This window comes from Pseudomonas cucumis (assembly GCF_030687935.1).
GTDB lineage: Bacteria > Pseudomonadota > Gammaproteobacteria > Pseudomonadales > Pseudomonadaceae > Aquipseudomonas > Aquipseudomonas cucumis.
Genome location: NZ_CP117454.1, coordinates 2,670,790 through 2,686,706, shown reverse-complemented (window position 1 = coordinate 2,686,706; position 15,917 = coordinate 2,670,790). Strand labels below are relative to the sequence as shown.

Genomic DNA, 15,917 nt, shown 5'->3' with positions numbered 1-15,917 from the left:
ACTGAAAATCCCTGTGGGAGCGGGCTTGCCCGCGATAGCTGTTTTACAGTCAACATCAATGTTGAATGTGCTGGCCTCATCGCGGGCAAGCCCGCTCCCACAGGGTTCTGTGTTCACAACTCATCCACGATAAATCAGCCGCGAAGCCTTTTCATTGCGCAAGGTCAGGTGCTCCATGCCCTGCCCCGGCGCGTCGGCTTCGTCCCGGGCCTTGAGAATAACGTCGTGGTGCGGCGACTTGCTGCACACCGGGTCGGCGTTGGCGGCATCACCGGTGAGCATGAACGCCTGGCAGCGGCAGCCGCCGAGGTCCTTGTGCTTTTCATCGCAGGAACGGCACGGTTCTTTCATCCAGTCATCGCCGCGAAAACGGTTGAAACCGAAGGAGTCGTTCCAGATGTGCGCGATGCTGTGCTCGCGCACGTTGGGAAACTGCACCGGCAACTGGCGGGCGCTATGACAAGGCAACGCCGTGCCGTCCGGGGTGATGTCGAGAAACAGGTTGGCCCAGCCATTCATGCAGGTCTTGGGGCGCTCTTCGTAGTAATCAGGGGTGACGAAAATCAGCTTGCACGGGTGGCCCTCGGCTTCAAGCCGCTGGCGATACTCGTTGGTGATCCGCTCGGCGCGCTGCAATTGTTCGCGGGTCGGCAACAGGCCGACGCGGTTGAGTTCCGCCCAACCGTAGAACTGGCACGTCGCCAACTCGACGAAATCCGCCTCCAGCTCCAGGCACAGTTCGATGATCTGCGCGATCTGGTCGATGTTGTGCCGATGGGTGACGAAGTTCAGCACCATCGGGTAGCCCTGGGCCTTCACCGCCCGGGCCATGGCGAGCTTCTGGGCAAAGGCCTTGCGCGAGCCGGCGAGCAGGTTGTTCACCTGTTCGTCGGCAGCCTGAAAGCTGATCTGGATGTGGTCCAGCCCGGCAACCTTGAAATCGCGGACCTTCTGTTCGGTCAGGCCGATACCCGAGGTGATCAGGTTGGTGTAGTAACCCATGTCCCGCGCGGCCTTGATCAGCTCGGCCAGGTCTTGCCGCACCAACGGTTCGCCACCGGAGAAACCCAGTTGCGCGGCGCCCATTTCCCGGGCCTCGCGGAACACCCGAATCCATTCTTCTGTGCTCAACTCCTCACCCTGTTGGGCGAAGCCCAGCGGGTTGGAGCAATAGGGGCATTGCAGCGGGCAGCGATAGGTCAGCTCTGCCAGCAACCATAACGGTGGGCCGGGTTGCTGTTCGATCCGGTTCACAAGGCGATCCCCCGGTGCCAGACCCGCTCGGTGGTGACGGTATGATACGGCGGGCGGTCCAGCTCATAGGCCATGCTCATCGCATCGAGCATGCTCCACAGCACATCGAGTTTGAATTGCAGAATTTCCAGCATGCGTTGCTGGCCTTCGACCGTGACGTAATACGCCAGGGTAATGCGCAAACCGTGCTCGACATCACGCCGGGCCTGGCTCAGACGCGTACGGAAATAGTCGTAACCGGCCGGGTCGATCCACGGGTAATGGGTGGGCCAGGCGTCGAGCCGGGACTGATGGATCTGCGGTGCGAACAGTTCGGTCAGCGAGCTGCTGGCCGCTTCTTGCCAGCAAGCGCGACGGGCGAAATTGACGTAGGCATCCACGGCAAAACGTACGCCCGGCAGCACCAACTCTTGCGAGAGGATTTGTTCGCGATCCAGCCCCACTGCTTCACCCAATCGCAGCCACGCTTCGATGCCGCCTTCGCTGCCGGGGACGCCGTCATGGTCGAGAATCCGTTGCAGCCATTCCCGGCGCACGTCGCGATCCGGGCAGTTGGCGAGGATGGCGGCATCCTTGAGCGGGATGTTCACCTGGTAATAGAAGCGATTGGCGACCCAGCCCTGAATCTGCTCACGGGTGGCGCGCCCGGCGTACATGGCTTGGTGGAATGGGTGGTGGATGTGGTAATAGGCGCCTTTGGCGCGCAGGGCTGCTTCGAATTCGGCGGGAGTCATGGGGGAGTCAGTCATTGCGGTTCTCCGGGGAATAACCGTTGGGTTCTGCGGTGTCTGGTCGGGCCTCATCGCGGGCAAGCCCGCTCCCACAGGATTTAGGTGATCTCTGTGGGAGCGGGCTTGCCCGCGATAGGGCCTTCAGCTACAACACAATGTCCATGCCGTCATAAGCCACTTCAATCCCGCGCCGCTCCAGCAAGGCGCGCTCGGCCGAGTCTTCATCGAGGATCGGGTTGGTGTTGTTAATGTGGATCAGCACCTTGCGCTGGCGATTGAAGCCCTCCAGCACGTCGAGCATGCCGCCGGGGCCGCTTTGCGGCAGGTGACCCATTTCGCTGCCCAGGCTCTGGCCGACTTCGCACACACGCATTTCATCGTCGCGCCACAGCGTGCCGTCCAGCAGCAGGCAGTCGGCGCGCTGCATCCAGTTCAATACCTCGGCGTCGACTTGCCCCAGCCCCGGCGCATAGAACACCGATGCACCGCTGCGCAGGTCTTCGATGAACAGGCCAATGGTGTCCCCCGGTTGCGGGTTGCCACGGTTGGGCGAATACGGCGGTGCATTGCTGACCAACGGAATCGCGCGAAATTGCAGGTGTGGGCAGGCCGCGATACTAAACGGCTCGCGATCCAGTTCGATGGATTGCCACTGCAAGCCACCGTTCCAGTGCTGGAGCATGGTGAACAGGGGAAAGCCGCTGCTCAGGTCTTCATGAACCCGCTCGGTGCACCAGACCGAATGCGGGCAGCCTTCGCGCAAGCTCAACAGCCCGGTGCAATGGTCGATCTGACTGTCCAGCAGGACGACACCAGCAATCGCCGTGTCACGCAAGCGTCGGGCCGGTTGCATGGCCGGGAAGCTTTCGAGTTGCGCGCGAATATCCGGTGAAGCATTGCAGAGCACCCACTCCACACCGTCATCGCTCAGGGCAATGGACGACTGCGTGCGGCGTTGTGCGCGCAGGTTGCCGTTGCGCACAGCGGCGCATTGACGGCAGTTGCAGTTCCATTGCGGAAAACCGCCGCCAGCGGCGGAACCGAGAACGCGGATGTGCATGGTATGCCTCCAGAAGGCAGGCCCGGCCAACGCGACGGCTGACCGGGCGATCAATCAACGGTTGGCGAAGTACATCGTCACTTCGAAGCCAATGCGCAGATCGGTAAACGCGGGTTTATTCCACATGGGTCAATCCTCTTCTTGTGCCGGATGATTCCGGTAAAGCCATTAATGCACGGGGGAAGAGATGACCGAATGCTACTTTCGAAGGAGGTTGTGGGGTGCGTTGGTAGGGGGTGTCGCGCGGTCTTCAAGTACACCCATAACCCTGTGGGAGCGGGCTTGCCCGCGATGGCGGTGTCACATTCAACACATGCGTTGAATGACAGTTCGCTATCGCGGGCAAGCCCGCTCCCACAGGTTTCAATGGTGTTCTGGCGGGCTAGAAGAACCCCAGCGGATTGATGTCGTAGCTCACCAACAGGTTTTTGGTCTGTTGGTAATGGTCGAGCATCATCTTGTGGTTCTCACGGCCGACACCGGACTTCTTGTAGCCACCAAACGCGGCGTGGGCCGGATACAGGTGGTAGCAGTTGGTCCAGACGCGCCCGGCCTTGATCGCCCGGCCCATGCGGTAGGCGCGGTTGATGTCGCGGGTCCACAGACCGGCACCCAGGCCGAACTCGCTGTCGTTGGCAATCGCCAGGGCTTCGGCTTCGTCCTTGAAGGTGGTGATCCCCACCACCGGGCCGAAGATTTCTTCCTGGAACACACGCATTTTGTTGTGACCCTTGAGCAGGGTCGGCTGGATGTAATAGCCAGTCGACAAATCGCCTTCAAGGCGCTCGGCCGCGCCGCCGGTGAGCAGTTCGGCGCCCTCCTCCTGAGCGATTTTCAGGTACGAGAGAATCTTGTCGTACTGCTGCTCGGACGCCTGGGCGCCGACCATGGTTTCAGTGTCCAGCGGATTGCCGCGCTTGATCTTGACGATCTTCTGCATCACCACTTTCATGAAGTCGTCATAGATCGACTCCTGCACCAGCGCCCGGGACGGACAGGTGCAGACTTCGCCCTGGTTGAAGAACGCCAGCACCAGGCCTTCAGCGGCTTTCTCGATGAACTGCGGCTCGGCGTTCATGATGTCTTCGAAGAAAATGTTCGGCGATTTGCCGCCCAGCTCCACGGTGCTTGGAATGATGTTCTCGGCGGCGCAATGCATGATGTGCGCGCCCACCGGGGTGGAACCGGTAAAGGCGATCTTGGCGATGCGCTTGCTGGTGGCCAGCGCCTCACCGGCTTCGCGACCGAAACCCTGGACGATGTTCAGCACGCCGGCCGGCAGCAAGTCGGCGATCAGCTCGGCGAACACCATGATCGACAGCGGCGTTTGTTCGGCGGGTTTGAGCACGATGCAGTTGCCGGCGGCCAGGGCCGGGGCGAGTTTCCAGGCGGCCATCAGCAGCGGGAAGTTCCACGGGATGATCTGCCCGACTACGCCCAATGGTTCGTGGAAATGATAGGCGGTGGTCAGTTCGTTGATCTCGGCGGCGCCGCCTTCCTGAGCGCGGATGCAACCGGCGAAATAACGGAAGTGGTCGGCGGCCAGCGGCACGTCGGCGTTGAGGGTTTCGCGCACGGCCTTGCCGTTGTCCCAGGTTTCGGTAACGGCGAGGATTTCCAGGTTCTGCTCGATGCGGTCGGCGATTTTCAGCAGCACCAGCGAGCGATCCTGCGCCGAGGTTTTGCCCCAGGCATCGGCGGCGGCATGGGCGGCGTCGAGGGCTTTTTCGATGTCGGCGGCGCTGGAGCGCGGGAACTCGGCGATCACTTCACCGGTGACTGGTGAGGTGTTGGTGAAGTACTCGCCGTTGATTGGGGCAACGAATTCGCCGCCGATGAAATTGCCGTAGCGCGGTTTGAAGGAAACGATGGCGCCGGGTGTTCCGGGTTGTGCGTAGATCATGGTGGGCCTCTGTCTGGGTCGATGCTATTGGGTAGTAGGTGATCGTTCCCACGCTCTGCGTGGGAATGCCTCAACGGACGCTCCGCGTTCGGCTCTGGCGGGGACGCAGAGCGTACCGGGCTGCATTCCCACGCAGAGCGTGGGAACGATCAGGTTTGTGGTTGCCTGGGTTAATGCTTGGCAACCAGGTCTTTGGGCAGTTTAAAGGTCCAGAGCATGCCGCCCTGGTTGAAGTCCTTGACGCGCTTGGCCACTTCGCCGCCCCACAGCGGTACCGCGCCGCCCCAGCCGGAGAGCACCGAGACGTATTGTTCGCCGTCCATTTCCCAAGTGATGGGCGAGCCGAGCACGCCGGAACCGGTCTGGAACTCCCAGACTTTCTCGCCGGTCTTGGCATTGAACGCCTGCAGGAAACCTTCCGGCGTACCGGTGAACACCAGGTTGCCCTTGGTGGTCAGCACCCCGCCCCACAGCGGCGCGAAGTTCTTGTGGCGCCAGACTTCCTTGCCGGTTTTCGGGTCGATGGCGCGCAGCACGCCGATGTAGTCTTCATTCAGCGGCTTGATGGTGAAACCGGCGCCGAGGAACGCCGCGCCTTTCTTGTAGGCGATGCCTTCGTTCCAGATGTCCATGCCCCACTCGTTGGACGGCACATAGAACAGGCCGGTGTCGCGGTTATAAGCCATCGGCATCCAGTTTTTCGCCCCCAGGAACGCTGGCGCGACGAACACCGAACTGCCTTTGGCTTCGGAGCCCGGCGCACCCGGACGGCTGGCTTCGTTGTAGATCGGCCGACCGTTTTTATCCAGGCCGCTGGCCCAGGTGATCTTGTCCACGAACGGGAAGCCGCGGATGAATTTGCCGTTGGTGCGATCCAGCACGTAGAAGAAACCGTTACGGTCCGCGGTGGCCGCGGCTTTGATTTCCTTACCGCCTTCGTTGTAGTTGAACGACACCAGTTCGTTCACGCCGTCATAGTCCCATCCGTCGTGGGGCGTGCTCTGGAAGTGCCATTTGATGGTGCCATCATCCGGGTTCAGCGCCAGGCGCGAGGACGAGTAAAGGTTGTCGCCAGGGCGCAGGTGCGAATTCCACGGTGCCGGGTTGCCGGTGCCGAACAGCAGCAGATTGGTTTCCGGGTCGTAGTAGCCGCCCAGCCAAGGAGCCGCGCCGCCGGTTTTCCACAGGTCCCCCGGCCAGGTCTTGCCCGCTTCGCCGCCGGAGATGCCGTTTTCTACCGCTTTGCCGTCTTTGTAGACATAACCCATGTGGCCTTCAACGGTTGGTCGGCTCCACAGCAGGCTGCCGTTTTTCGGGTCGTAGGCTTCGATCTTGCCCACCACCCCAAACTCGCCACCGGCCACGCCGGTGATCAATTTGCCGTTGATGACCAACGGCGCGGCGCTGATGGAATAGCCTTCCTTGTGGTCGGCGACTTTCTTGCTCCAGACGACTTTGCCGGTGTCCTTGTTCAGGGCCACAAGCTTGGCGTCGAGGGTGCCGAAGATCACCAGGTCGCCATACAGCGCCACGCCACGGTTGATCACGTCGCAGCACGGACGGATGTCATCGGGCAGGCGTGCGTCGTATTGCCAGAGCTTGCGACCGGTGCGCGCATCCACCGCGAATACGCGTGAGTAGGAGCCGGTCATGTACATCACGCCGTCCTTGATCATCGGCTGCGCTTGCTGACCGCGCTGCTTTTCCCCACCGAATGAAAAGGCCCAGACCGGGCGCAGGTCCTTCACGTTGTCGACATTGAGGGTGTCCAGCGGGCTGTAGCGCTGACCCTGGACGCCCAAACCATTGGTGACGACCTGCTCCGGGTTCTTCGGGTCCTGGAGAATGTCTTGATCGGAGACTGCGGCCAATGCCTGGCCGGACAACAGCATGGCACTGAGCAGCATGCTCAAAACGAAGGGTTGGCGACGTGCGGGTTGGGTCATGACGGCTGCCTCTGCGGTTTTTGTTATACCCGGGAAATTTTCCCGGTCTGGTGCAGATTCTTGGGCGCCGCCGCCCTTGCAACAATTACCCGCAGTGCGGAGATTGCTAGTTCCTTAGTACCGGGTCGGAGGAGATGAACACAGGATTGATCGTTCCCATGCTCTGCGTGGGAATGCCTCAACGGACGCTCCGCGTTCGGCTCCGGAAGGGACGCGGAGCGTCCCGGGCTGCATTCCCACGCGGGAGCGTGGGAACGATCATCACTTGCCCGCGGCGGAATCCACCCGCCTCATCTGCCCCCGTTCGTAACGCGGGTACAAATGGCTGACGCTGCGAATCAGCTCATAGCGGCTCAGGCTGATCCCGGCGAAACGCTCGGGGATGGGGCTGCGGATCATCTCGGCCATGTCGCTGCCATGGGCGGCGCCGTCGCGCATCAGCTGGTCCAGCCAGGTCAGGTAATCGCGCATCTGTTCGAACGGTTTTGTATCCGTGGCCACGGGGCCATGGCCGGGGACAATCAGCGTCCACGGCAAATCTTGCAGGGTCGCGATGTCCGCCAGCCACACCGACAGCCCTGGACTGTTAGGCGTGGTCAGGGCGCGTTGATAAAACACCAGGTCCCCGGCAAACAGCACGCCGGTTTTCTGGTCGAGAATAGCCAGATCCGCGCCGGTGTGCCCACCCAGACTCAGTAGGCGCAAATCGTGATTCCCAAAACTTTGCACACCTGGCATCAGCGTCTGCGTCGGCAACACCACTTCGGTGCCGCGCATCCAGTCGCCCACCAGCCGATACATGTTCTCGGCCATGGCATCACCCTGTTGACGCAACAGCTCGGTGGTACCGGCCAAGGCGCCGATCGGCACATCGGTGAAAGCCTGATTACCCAGCACATGATCGGGATGGTGATGGGTCAGCAGCACCTGGATCACCGGTTTATCGGTAGTCGCCGCAATCGCTTTGCGCAGAGCTTCGCCATAACGTTTCGACGGCCCGGTGTCGATGACCACCACGCCCTGTTCGGTGACGATGAACGCGGTGTTGACGATGTTGCCGCCGTTGCTCTTGGCGAAATTATCGGTGCTGCCCTCCAGCAGCCAGGTGTCTTCGGCAATCTGCCGGGGCTTGAGGGCGTAACCGGGATCGGCCTGGGACGGCAGACTCACACAGATGAACAACAGCAGCATCCAGCGCATCACACGCTCCTTGGGTCAGGGTATGGCCGCATCGAATTGATTGCCGCTGTTGTCGCGCAGCATCAGGCGCGTCTGCCCTGCGCCTTCGATGTCGAAAGCCAGGTTGGGGTTTTCGCTGACCGCCGGGAATAACTCCAGACGCGCCAGCAGTTGATCATTTTGATCGCGCAGCTCTGCGTGATTGATGAAGAACTCCGGGATGCCGCCGACCATGCCGTTATCCATTGGATGCGCCACCTGCAAACGCACGCGACTGAACTCACCACGGGGATAACGACCGCCGAGCACTTCGCCGATGCGTTCTTCCCAGCCCGGCTGGGTGCGCACCACGCTTGGCGCCGTGCAGCCACCGCCCGCCGCGTCGATCAGGGTCGAGCCGACATGCCACAGGCCGTCGCGGGTCAGTACCGCCGCGCGCAATGGCGTGGCCTGTTCAACGCGGATGCGGATCGACAGCCATGGCAGCACACCGGTCAAGGGTTCGAAGTCGACGATTTTCGGCAGTGGATTGAGCTCGGCCCAGGCGAGGATTCGCACCACCTCGCCCTTGAACGCCCGGGCATCGATTTCCAGCGGCACTTGCCGGGCGTCTTCGGCAAACGGCGGCGCGAGCAACTTGACCCGCTCGTCGAACACGAATGGTGCGTCGCCGAGCATCTGCTTGTGATAGAACGCCCACATCACCGAGGGCACCGGATCGACTTCAACCGCCTGCGCGGCCAAGGGCAACCAACAGGCCAACAGCCAACGCGCGCGCCAGTTCATTGTTGATACATCTCGGGTACGTCATACCGCAGGCCATAATGGGCATAAATGCTTTTGACCGTGCCCTCGAGAATCAACGCTTCCAGCGCCTCTTCAACGGCATAGGCCAGTTGCCGGTTGCTTTCATGCACCGCCATGCCGATCTCCCAAAGCTGCTTGCCCATGTTCGGATAGGCGTTTTCCGCCAGCGCCACTTGCGGGTCGGCGGCCTGATGAACTTGCCAGTCGATCTCCCCGCGCATGGCCATCACCGCGTCGACTTCACCGGCCTTCATCGCGGCAAACGCCTGAGGCACGCCTGGATAGTGGCGAGTCTTGGCGGCGAGCATGCCGTTAAACGCCGAGGTCAGGTAAAACGAGGGCACGCTGTCGACTTCGACGCCGATCGGGTGCTGCTGGAACACCGCGACACTGGCCACCGAGTCAAGCCGACGACGGTCATAAGCCACTTGCCATTGTTCGGTCTGGTACGGCCCGAACATCACCACATGGCCGTTTTCCAGTTCGCCCAGTTCATTGCGTTTTTGTGAGTAATCGCGGTCATAGGGCACGCGCATCATCAGGTCGGCCAGTTGCTGATTGTGCAGCTGACTGGCCCGCCAGATGTAATCGCGCAAGTCGTCGTCGAGCTTCTCCCCGGCGGGTGCCCAGATCAGTTTCAGGCGTACTCCCATGGCCTTGGCCAAGGCCTGGGCGAGTTCAACATCGACCCCGCGAGGCTGGCCGGCGTCTTCGAAACTGTAGGGGGCGAAATCCTTGTAGACCGCGACTTTCAGCTCGGCGGCGGCGATCATTTCGTCATAGGTCCGGACCTGTGCCTGCGCTGCCTGGCAGCACAGCCACACAGCGCTGATCAACACCGCGAGCAGGCGCATGGGTCACTCCTCGACGTGCACGCTGTCCAGGTAGGTGCGCACCGCCCACAAGGCTTCCTGACTCAAGTAGTCGGCCATCTTCGGCATGTACACCCGGCCGTCACGCACGGCGCCATGGCGCACACGTTCGACGAACCATTCATCACCGGCCTCGCCGACGTCGAGCATGCGCAAGTCAGGGGCGATGCCGCCGGACTTGGCTTCCAGGCCATGACAGGCCGCGCAGTTCTGGTTGTAGGCCGAAGAGCCGATTTGCACGGCTTTATCCCGTTCCGGGGAGGAACGATAAGGGTTTGCCGCCGCCCAACCATCGGCATCGACCTGCACACCGGCATCCTTGATCGGCGTCAGTCCCTGGGTTTCGACGGCTTGGGGTACCACGTTGCCGTGGGCCCAGACGGAACCTGCGCTGATAAAACCGGCCAGCAGTCCGGCAACGAGCAAGGCGTTGCGTTTTGTTGTCATTGTTATGCCCTCAAGATTGCACGCAAAACCTCTTTGAAGAGGCTATGGCACCCATCTTAGGAACGGCTTTGCGCCAACCCCATGCTGCTTTGGTGGTCGCGGCCTACTCCCTTGGTAGTAGGGCTTGTGGCGCAGGCCCACCCAATACGGGGCGCGCGCCGTGAAGCTTGTCGACGCCGATCAGGGTCAGGATCAGCAAAAACGGCAGGAGCAGTGCTTTGAGAATTCGCATGGTCAATCTCCCCCCTTGAGTGATGGCCGTTGTAGCCCATGCTAAAACCGCGCCGCCCGGGGTGAGTTACTACCTTGGTACTGGCCCATCGGTACTTTCTGCATATTTCCCCGCCCGCCCAGGGTTCCTATGCTGACGCTACCTGTGATGGAGTGCCTTTATGCGCCAGCTCGCCCCTTACGCCTTGATCTACCTGCTGGCGATTGCCTGCGCCGCCGGGGTGGCGACCCAGAGTCAGGCGGCGGATGCGCCGTTGCAGGTGCGAATCGGCTACCTGGGTTATCGCCCCGACCCGGGCCCGTTGCTGTCGAACGTTATTCCCGAACCTACCGATGCCGGCCTGCGGGGCGCCGAACTGGCGATCACCGACAGCAACAGTACCGGGCGCTTTCTCAATCACAGCTACAACCTGGTCAGCGCGAGCGTCGACAATCCGGATGCGCTGATCGAAGTGGCCAAAACCCAACACGAACAGGGCCTGCGCCTGTTTGTGGTGAATGCACCGGTGGAAACCCTGCGCCGACTCAGCGCCGTGCTACCCGACAGTCTGCTGTTCAATGCCGGCAGCCCGGATGACAGCCTGCGCAGCACCGACTGCCTGCCGAACGTGCTGCACAGCCTGCCAAGCCGCGCGATGCTGGCCGATGCTCTGGCGCAATTTCTGGTGCTGCGTAAATGGCAACGGGCGCTGCTGATCGTCGGCCCCACTGCGGACGATCAAGCCTATGCCGCCGCCCTGCGGCGGGCGGCCAAACGTTTCGGCCTGCAACTGGTGGCGGAAAAAGCCTGGAGCTTCGATAACGACCAGCGCCGCAGCGCCCAGACCGACATGCCGCTGTTCACCCAGACCGCCGAGTACGACGTGGTGCTGGTGGCCGATGAACGCGGTGACTTCGGCGAGTACGTGCCCTACCAGACCTGGTATCCACGGCCGGTCGCCGGCACCCAGGGCCTGACCCCGGTGGGCTGGCACAAGACCGTGGAAACCTACGGCGCCGCGCAGTTGCAGAAACGCTTCGAAGCCCTGGCCGGGCGCTGGATGAACGACCGGGATTTCGCCGCCTGGATGGCCGTGCGCAGCATCGCCAGTGCGGTGGGCAAACTGCGTCAGGCCGATGCCATGGCGATTCGTACGCTTGAAATCAGCGATCAATTGCCGCTGGACGGCTTCAAGGGTCGCAAGCTCAGTTATCGGCCGTGGAACGGTCAGTTGCGCCAGCCGATTCCCATCGTGCAACCCCGGGCGCTGGTCAGCACCTCGCCGCAAGACGGTTTCCTGCACCCCGTCAATGAAATGGACAGCCTGGGTTACGACAAAGCCGAGGTTAGCTGCCGCTTTCTCTGATCGCCTTTTTCACGACAACAACAATAAGGAATCTGCCATGCGCCGCACCCTGCTTTCCTGCGCCCTGCTGCTCGCCGCCGGGCACGCCGCTGCCAGCACCGCCTGGGTCTCCAACGAAAAGGACAACAGCCTGAGCCTGATCGACATGCAGACCCTGCAAGTCACCGACACCCTGCCCGTCGGCCAGCGCCCGCGTGGCCTGTTGCTGTCCCACGACAACAAACTGCTCTACATCTGCGCCAGCGATTCGGACCGGGTCCAGGTGATGGACGTCGCCACGCGCAAGATCATCAAGGAACTGCCCTCGGGCAAGGACCCTGAGCAATTCGCCCTGCACCCCAACAATCGCTGGTTGTACGTCTCCAACGAGGACGATGCGCTGGTGACGGTGATCGACACCGAAACTTCCAAAGTGCTCGGGCAGATCAACGTCGGCGTCGAGCCCGAGGGCATGGCCGTCAGCCCCGATGGCAAGTGGGCGGTGAACACCAGTGAAACCACCAACATGCTGCACTGGATCGACACCAGCACCCAGACCCTGGCCGACAACACCCTGGTCGATCAGCGGCCGCGCTTCGTCGAATTCAATCCCGATGGCTCGCAGCTCTGGGCTTCGGCGGAAATCGGCGGCACGGTGACGATTCTCGATGTCACCAGCCGCAAGATCCTCAAGACCCTGACCTTCCAGATCAAGGGCGTACACCCGGACAAAGTCCAGCCGGTGGGAATCAAACTCAGCGCCGACGGCAAGTACGGTTTCGTCGCCCTCGGCCCGGCCAACCATGTGGCGGTGATCGACGCCAAGACCTTCGAGATACTTGATTACCTGTTGGTAGGCCGACGGGTCTGGCAGATGGCGTTCACCCCGGATCAACGGCAGTTGCTGGCCACCAACGGCGTCAGTGGCGATGTGTCGGTGATCGATGTTGCCAGCCTCAAGGTCAGCAAATCGGTGAAGGTCGGGCGCTATCCGTGGGGCGTGGTGGTGACGCCATGAACGCCCTCGAGGTCAGCGGCCTGAGTTTCGCCTACGGCGCGCGCGAGGCCTTGCGCCAGGTGAGTTTCAGCCTGGCACCGGGGCGTTTTGCGGCGCTGCTTGGGCCCAATGGCGCGGGCAAATCCACCCTGATCGCCCTGCTCACCCGCCTCTATGATCTGCAACGTGGTGATATTCGGGTCGGCGGCTATTCGTTGCGCGACGCAGCACGCCCGGCGCTCAAGCAATTGGGTGTGGTATTCCAGCAAAGCACTTTGGATCTGGACCTCAGCGTCGAGCAAAACCTGCGTTATCACGCCGCGCTGCATGGTCTGTCACGACGCCAGACCGGGCTGCGGGTCGACGCCGAACTGGCACGCCAGGCCCTCACCGAACGCCGTCGCGAACGGGTGCGCGAACTCAATGGCGGCCACCGCCGGCGGGTGGAAATCGCCCGCGCGTTACTGCACGAGCCAAGCCTGTTGTTGCTCGACGAGGCGAGCGTCGGCCTCGACCCGGCCAGCCGCCTGGCGCTCAACCAGCACATCCGCAGCCTGTGTCGCGAGCAGAACATCAGCGTGCTCTGGACTACTCATCTGTTGGATGAAGTGCAGCCCAGCGACGACTTGCTGATCCTGCATCAAGGCCGTCTGGTGGCCAGCGGGCAGGCTGATGCACTGAGCCTGGAACATGGCGGCGACCTCGGATCGGCCTTCGCTCACCTGACCACCTCCTCAGGGGCAGTCGTCCAATGAACGCTTACTGGCAATGTTTCAGCGGAATCGTGCTGCGCGAATGGCTGCGCTTTGTGTTGCAGCGCACGCGGTTTCTCAGCGCGCTGGTGCGGCCGTTGCTGTGGCTGCTGGTGTTCGCCGCCGGTTTTCGCGCGGCGCTGGGCATCGCCATAATCGAGCCCTACGACACTTACATTCCCTATGAGGTTTACATCATCCCGGGCTTGGCCTGCATGATCCTGTTGTTCAATGGCATGCAAGGTTCGTTGTCGATGGTGTATGACCGGGAGATGGGCAGCATGCGCGTGCTGCTGACCAGCCCCCTGCCCCGCACCTTCTTGCTGTGCAGCAAATTGCTGGCGACGTCGCTGATTTCGCTGTTGCAGGTGTACGCCTTTCTCGCGATTGCCTGGCTGTACGGCGTGCAACCGCCGGCCATGGGGTTGTTGCTGGCCTTGCCAGCATTGCTACTGGTGGCGTTGATGCTCAGTGCGCTGGGCCTGTTGCTGTCCAACGCCATCCGCCAACTGGAGAACTTTGCCGGGGTGATGAATTTCGTGATCTTCCCACTGTTTTTCCTGTCGTCGGCGCTGTATCCGCTGTGGAAAATGCGCGATTCCAGCGAGTGGTTGTATTGGCTGTGTGCCTTGAACCCGTTTACGCATGCGGTGGAACTGGTGCGGTTTGCGCTGTATGAACGCTTCAATCCGGTCGCGCTGGCGGTGTGTGTGGGGTTGACGCTGGTGTTTGCCCTGCTGGCCGTGCTCACCTTCAACCCGCAGCACGCGGCCCTGCGCAAAACCAACTGACGACTCCGATCAGCACCCGGCAACCGGATCGTTCCCACGCTCTGCGTGGGAATGCCTCACCGGACGCTTTGCGTCCGCTCTTGGGACGCTTTGCGTCCCTGGCTGCATTCCCACGCAGAGCGTGGGAACGATCAACGGGCAAAATTACTACTTTAGTACTGGTTTACCTGTCTATCGTCGCATTCACAACGCACCGCTACTGGCATGTAATGGGTTCATAACTATAAGGACTGAACCCCATGCCGCGTGCACGATGTGTTCTGCTGCGCCCTTCTCTCGCCGCGCTGTCGTTGAGCCTGTTGCTGGGCGCCGCGCAAGCCGAAACAGCGCTGTTCTCCGCCGAAGGTTATCGCATCGGTTTATACCGCAGCCCGACCCCGACCCAGCTCCAGGGCGCGAGTATCATCGACACCCCCGCCCTGCAAAACCTGCTCAAGCAGACGCCGCAACCGCTGCTGATCGATGTCTACCGCCGGCAATGGCTGCAAGGCCGTTTCATCGAAGACGAGCCCCACGAAAACCTGCCCGGCAGCCATTGGCTGGCCAATACCGGTGACGGCGACCTGACGCCCCCATGGCAGGATTATTTCTCGCGCCATCTGCAGCAATTGACGGCGGGCGATCTGACGCAACCGTTGGTCTTTTACTGCCGTTCCGATTGCTGGTTGAGCTGGAACGCGGTAAAACGCGCCGCTTCCATGGGCTATAAAACACTGTATTGGTACCGCGACGGACTGGATGCGTGGCAAGCGGCAAATCTGCCCCTGACGCCGGCCCGGCCCGAGCCCTTTCCCTGACTTGAGCGCTTGCGTTGTTGCCACACCCTGATCAAAAAAATAATGAGGTGAAAGGCCATGTACAAAATTCTGATTGCCGACGATCACCCGCTGTTTCGCGAAGCCATTCATAACGTCATCAGCGACGGTTTCCCCGGCAGCGAGGTCATGGAAACCGCGGACCTCGACAGTGCCCTGGCCCTGACCCAGGAACACGATGACCTGGACCTGATCCTGCTCGACCTGAACATGCCTGGCATGCACGGCCTCAATGGCCTGATCAACCTGCGCAACGAGGCGCCGACCATTCCGGTGGTGATCGTCTCGGCCGAACAGGACAAGCAGATCGTGCTGCAAGCCATCACCTATGGCGCAGTGGGGTTCATCACCAAGTCATCGCCGCGGGTACAGATGACCGAGGCGATCCAGCAGATTCTCAATGGCAATGTGTACCTGCCGCCGGACATCATCCGCACGCAAAAAAGCGCCACCCATCGCCGGATGAATGACACCCCAAGCTTCCCGCCCGAATTGCTCCAGGCGCTGACCCGCAAGCAGTTGCTGGTGCTGGAACGCATGACCAAAGGTGAATCGAACAAACAGATCGCCTACACCCTGGAAATCGCCGAAACCACGGTCAAGGCTCATGTCTCGGCGATCTTGCGCAAACTCAATGTGCACAATCGGGTGCAGGCGATATTGAGTGCCGGGGATATTGATTTCGGGTCGTATCTTCGGCGTTGAGCTCACATCGATCGTTCCCACGCTCCGCGTGGGAATGCAGCCCGGGACGCTCCGCGTCCCAGAAGCGGACGCAGAGCGTCCATTGAGGCATTCCCACGCAGA

17 protein-coding genes are annotated in these 15,917 nt (G+C 61.5%); 6 read left to right on the top strand and 11 right to left on the bottom strand.

Annotated features, from left to right (window positions below; genetic code table 11):
- Positions 1–120: 120 nt before the first annotated feature.
- The 11 genes from pqqE to PSH97_RS12325 all read right to left on the bottom strand — a co-directional run bounded on the left by pqqE (position 121) and on the right by PSH97_RS12325 (position 10,431).
- Positions 121–1,254 (bottom strand): pyrroloquinoline quinone biosynthesis protein PqqE, encoded by a 1,134-nt coding sequence (pqqE, locus tag PSH97_RS12375; protein WP_305449417.1) that lies wholly within the window; start codon positions 1,252–1,254, stop codon positions 121–123.
- Positions 1,251–2,003 (bottom strand): pyrroloquinoline-quinone synthase PqqC, encoded by a 753-nt coding sequence (gene pqqC, locus PSH97_RS12370; RefSeq protein ID WP_305449416.1) that lies wholly within the window; start codon positions 2,001–2,003, stop codon positions 1,251–1,253. The genes pqqE and pqqC overlap by 4 nt, the downstream gene beginning before the upstream one ends.
- Before the next feature lie 127 nt (positions 2,004–2,130).
- Complete coding sequence (gene pqqB, locus PSH97_RS12365) at positions 2,131–3,045, bottom strand: pyrroloquinoline quinone biosynthesis protein PqqB (protein WP_305449415.1); 915 nt, start codon at positions 3,043–3,045, stop codon at positions 2,131–2,133.
- Between the two features lie 54 nt (positions 3,046–3,099).
- A complete protein-coding gene (pqqA, locus tag PSH97_RS12360) occupies positions 3,100–3,171 on the bottom strand; it encodes a pyrroloquinoline quinone precursor peptide PqqA (protein WP_010455123.1) in 72 nt (23 codons plus the stop codon).
- A 256-nt stretch (positions 3,172–3,427) separates the two neighbouring features.
- A complete protein-coding gene (gene exaC / locus PSH97_RS12355; protein WP_305449414.1) occupies positions 3,428–4,948 on the bottom strand; it encodes an acetaldehyde dehydrogenase ExaC in 1,521 nt (506 codons plus the stop codon).
- 170 nt (positions 4,949–5,118) lie between these two features.
- Positions 5,119–6,894, bottom strand: coding sequence for a PQQ-dependent methanol/ethanol family dehydrogenase (locus PSH97_RS12350; protein ID WP_305449413.1), 1,776 nt, complete (start codon positions 6,892–6,894; stop codon positions 5,119–5,121).
- Positions 6,895–7,155: 261 nt separating this feature from the next.
- A complete protein-coding gene (locus PSH97_RS12345) occupies positions 7,156–8,094 on the bottom strand; it encodes a quinoprotein relay system zinc metallohydrolase 1 (protein WP_305449412.1) in 939 nt (312 codons plus the stop codon).
- Between the two features lie 15 nt (positions 8,095–8,109).
- Positions 8,110–8,859 (bottom strand): quinoprotein dehydrogenase-associated SoxYZ-like carrier, encoded by a 750-nt coding sequence (locus PSH97_RS12340; protein WP_305449411.1) that lies wholly within the window; start codon positions 8,857–8,859, stop codon positions 8,110–8,112.
- Entirely contained in the window at positions 8,856–9,734 is an 879-nt protein-coding gene (locus PSH97_RS12335) for a substrate-binding periplasmic protein (protein ID WP_305449410.1), read from the bottom strand. Before PSH97_RS12335 ends, PSH97_RS12340 begins: the two co-directional genes overlap by 4 nt.
- A 3-nt stretch (positions 9,735–9,737) precedes the next feature.
- Positions 9,738–10,199 (bottom strand): cytochrome c-550 PedF, encoded by a 462-nt coding sequence (gene pedF / locus PSH97_RS12330; RefSeq protein WP_052963467.1) that lies wholly within the window; start codon positions 10,197–10,199, stop codon positions 9,738–9,740.
- Between the two features lie 103 nt (positions 10,200–10,302).
- Positions 10,303–10,431, bottom strand: a complete 129-nt coding sequence (locus PSH97_RS12325) for a hypothetical protein (protein ID WP_305449409.1) — start codon at positions 10,429–10,431, stop codon at positions 10,303–10,305.
- A 160-nt stretch (positions 10,432–10,591) separates the two neighbouring features.
- On the opposite strand from PSH97_RS12325, the gene PSH97_RS12320 reads away from it, so the two are divergent.
- From PSH97_RS12320 to PSH97_RS12295, 6 genes are all read left to right on the top strand, one after another.
- Positions 10,592–11,776, top strand: a complete 1,185-nt coding sequence (locus PSH97_RS12320; RefSeq protein WP_305449408.1) for an ABC transporter substrate-binding protein — start codon at positions 10,592–10,594, stop codon at positions 11,774–11,776.
- Between the two features lie 37 nt (positions 11,777–11,813).
- Positions 11,814–12,773 carry a YVTN family beta-propeller repeat protein gene (locus tag PSH97_RS12315; RefSeq protein WP_305449407.1) on the top strand — a complete coding sequence of 320 codons (960 nt, stop codon included), beginning with the start codon at positions 11,814–11,816 and terminating at the stop codon, positions 12,771–12,773.
- On the top strand, positions 12,770–13,507 hold the full coding sequence (locus tag PSH97_RS12310) for an ABC transporter ATP-binding protein (protein WP_305449406.1): 738 nt from the start codon (positions 12,770–12,772) through the stop codon (positions 13,505–13,507). Before PSH97_RS12315 ends, PSH97_RS12310 begins: the two co-directional genes overlap by 4 nt.
- Positions 13,504–14,295: an ABC transporter permease gene (locus PSH97_RS12305; protein WP_305449405.1), complete on the top strand. Its 792-nt coding sequence runs from the start codon at positions 13,504–13,506 to the stop codon at positions 14,293–14,295. Before PSH97_RS12310 ends, PSH97_RS12305 begins: the two co-directional genes overlap by 4 nt.
- A gap of 239 nt (positions 14,296–14,534) precedes the next feature.
- The gene (locus PSH97_RS12300) at positions 14,535–15,092 is read left to right on the top strand and encodes a PQQ-dependent catabolism-associated CXXCW motif protein (RefSeq protein ID WP_305449404.1); all 558 of its coding nucleotides are present in this window, start codon (positions 14,535–14,537) and stop codon (positions 15,090–15,092) included.
- Positions 15,093–15,149: 57 nt separating this feature from the next.
- Positions 15,150–15,815: a response regulator transcription factor gene (locus PSH97_RS12295; RefSeq protein WP_030129370.1), complete on the top strand. Its 666-nt coding sequence runs from the start codon at positions 15,150–15,152 to the stop codon at positions 15,813–15,815.
- The last annotated feature ends 102 nt before the right edge of the window (positions 15,816–15,917 follow it).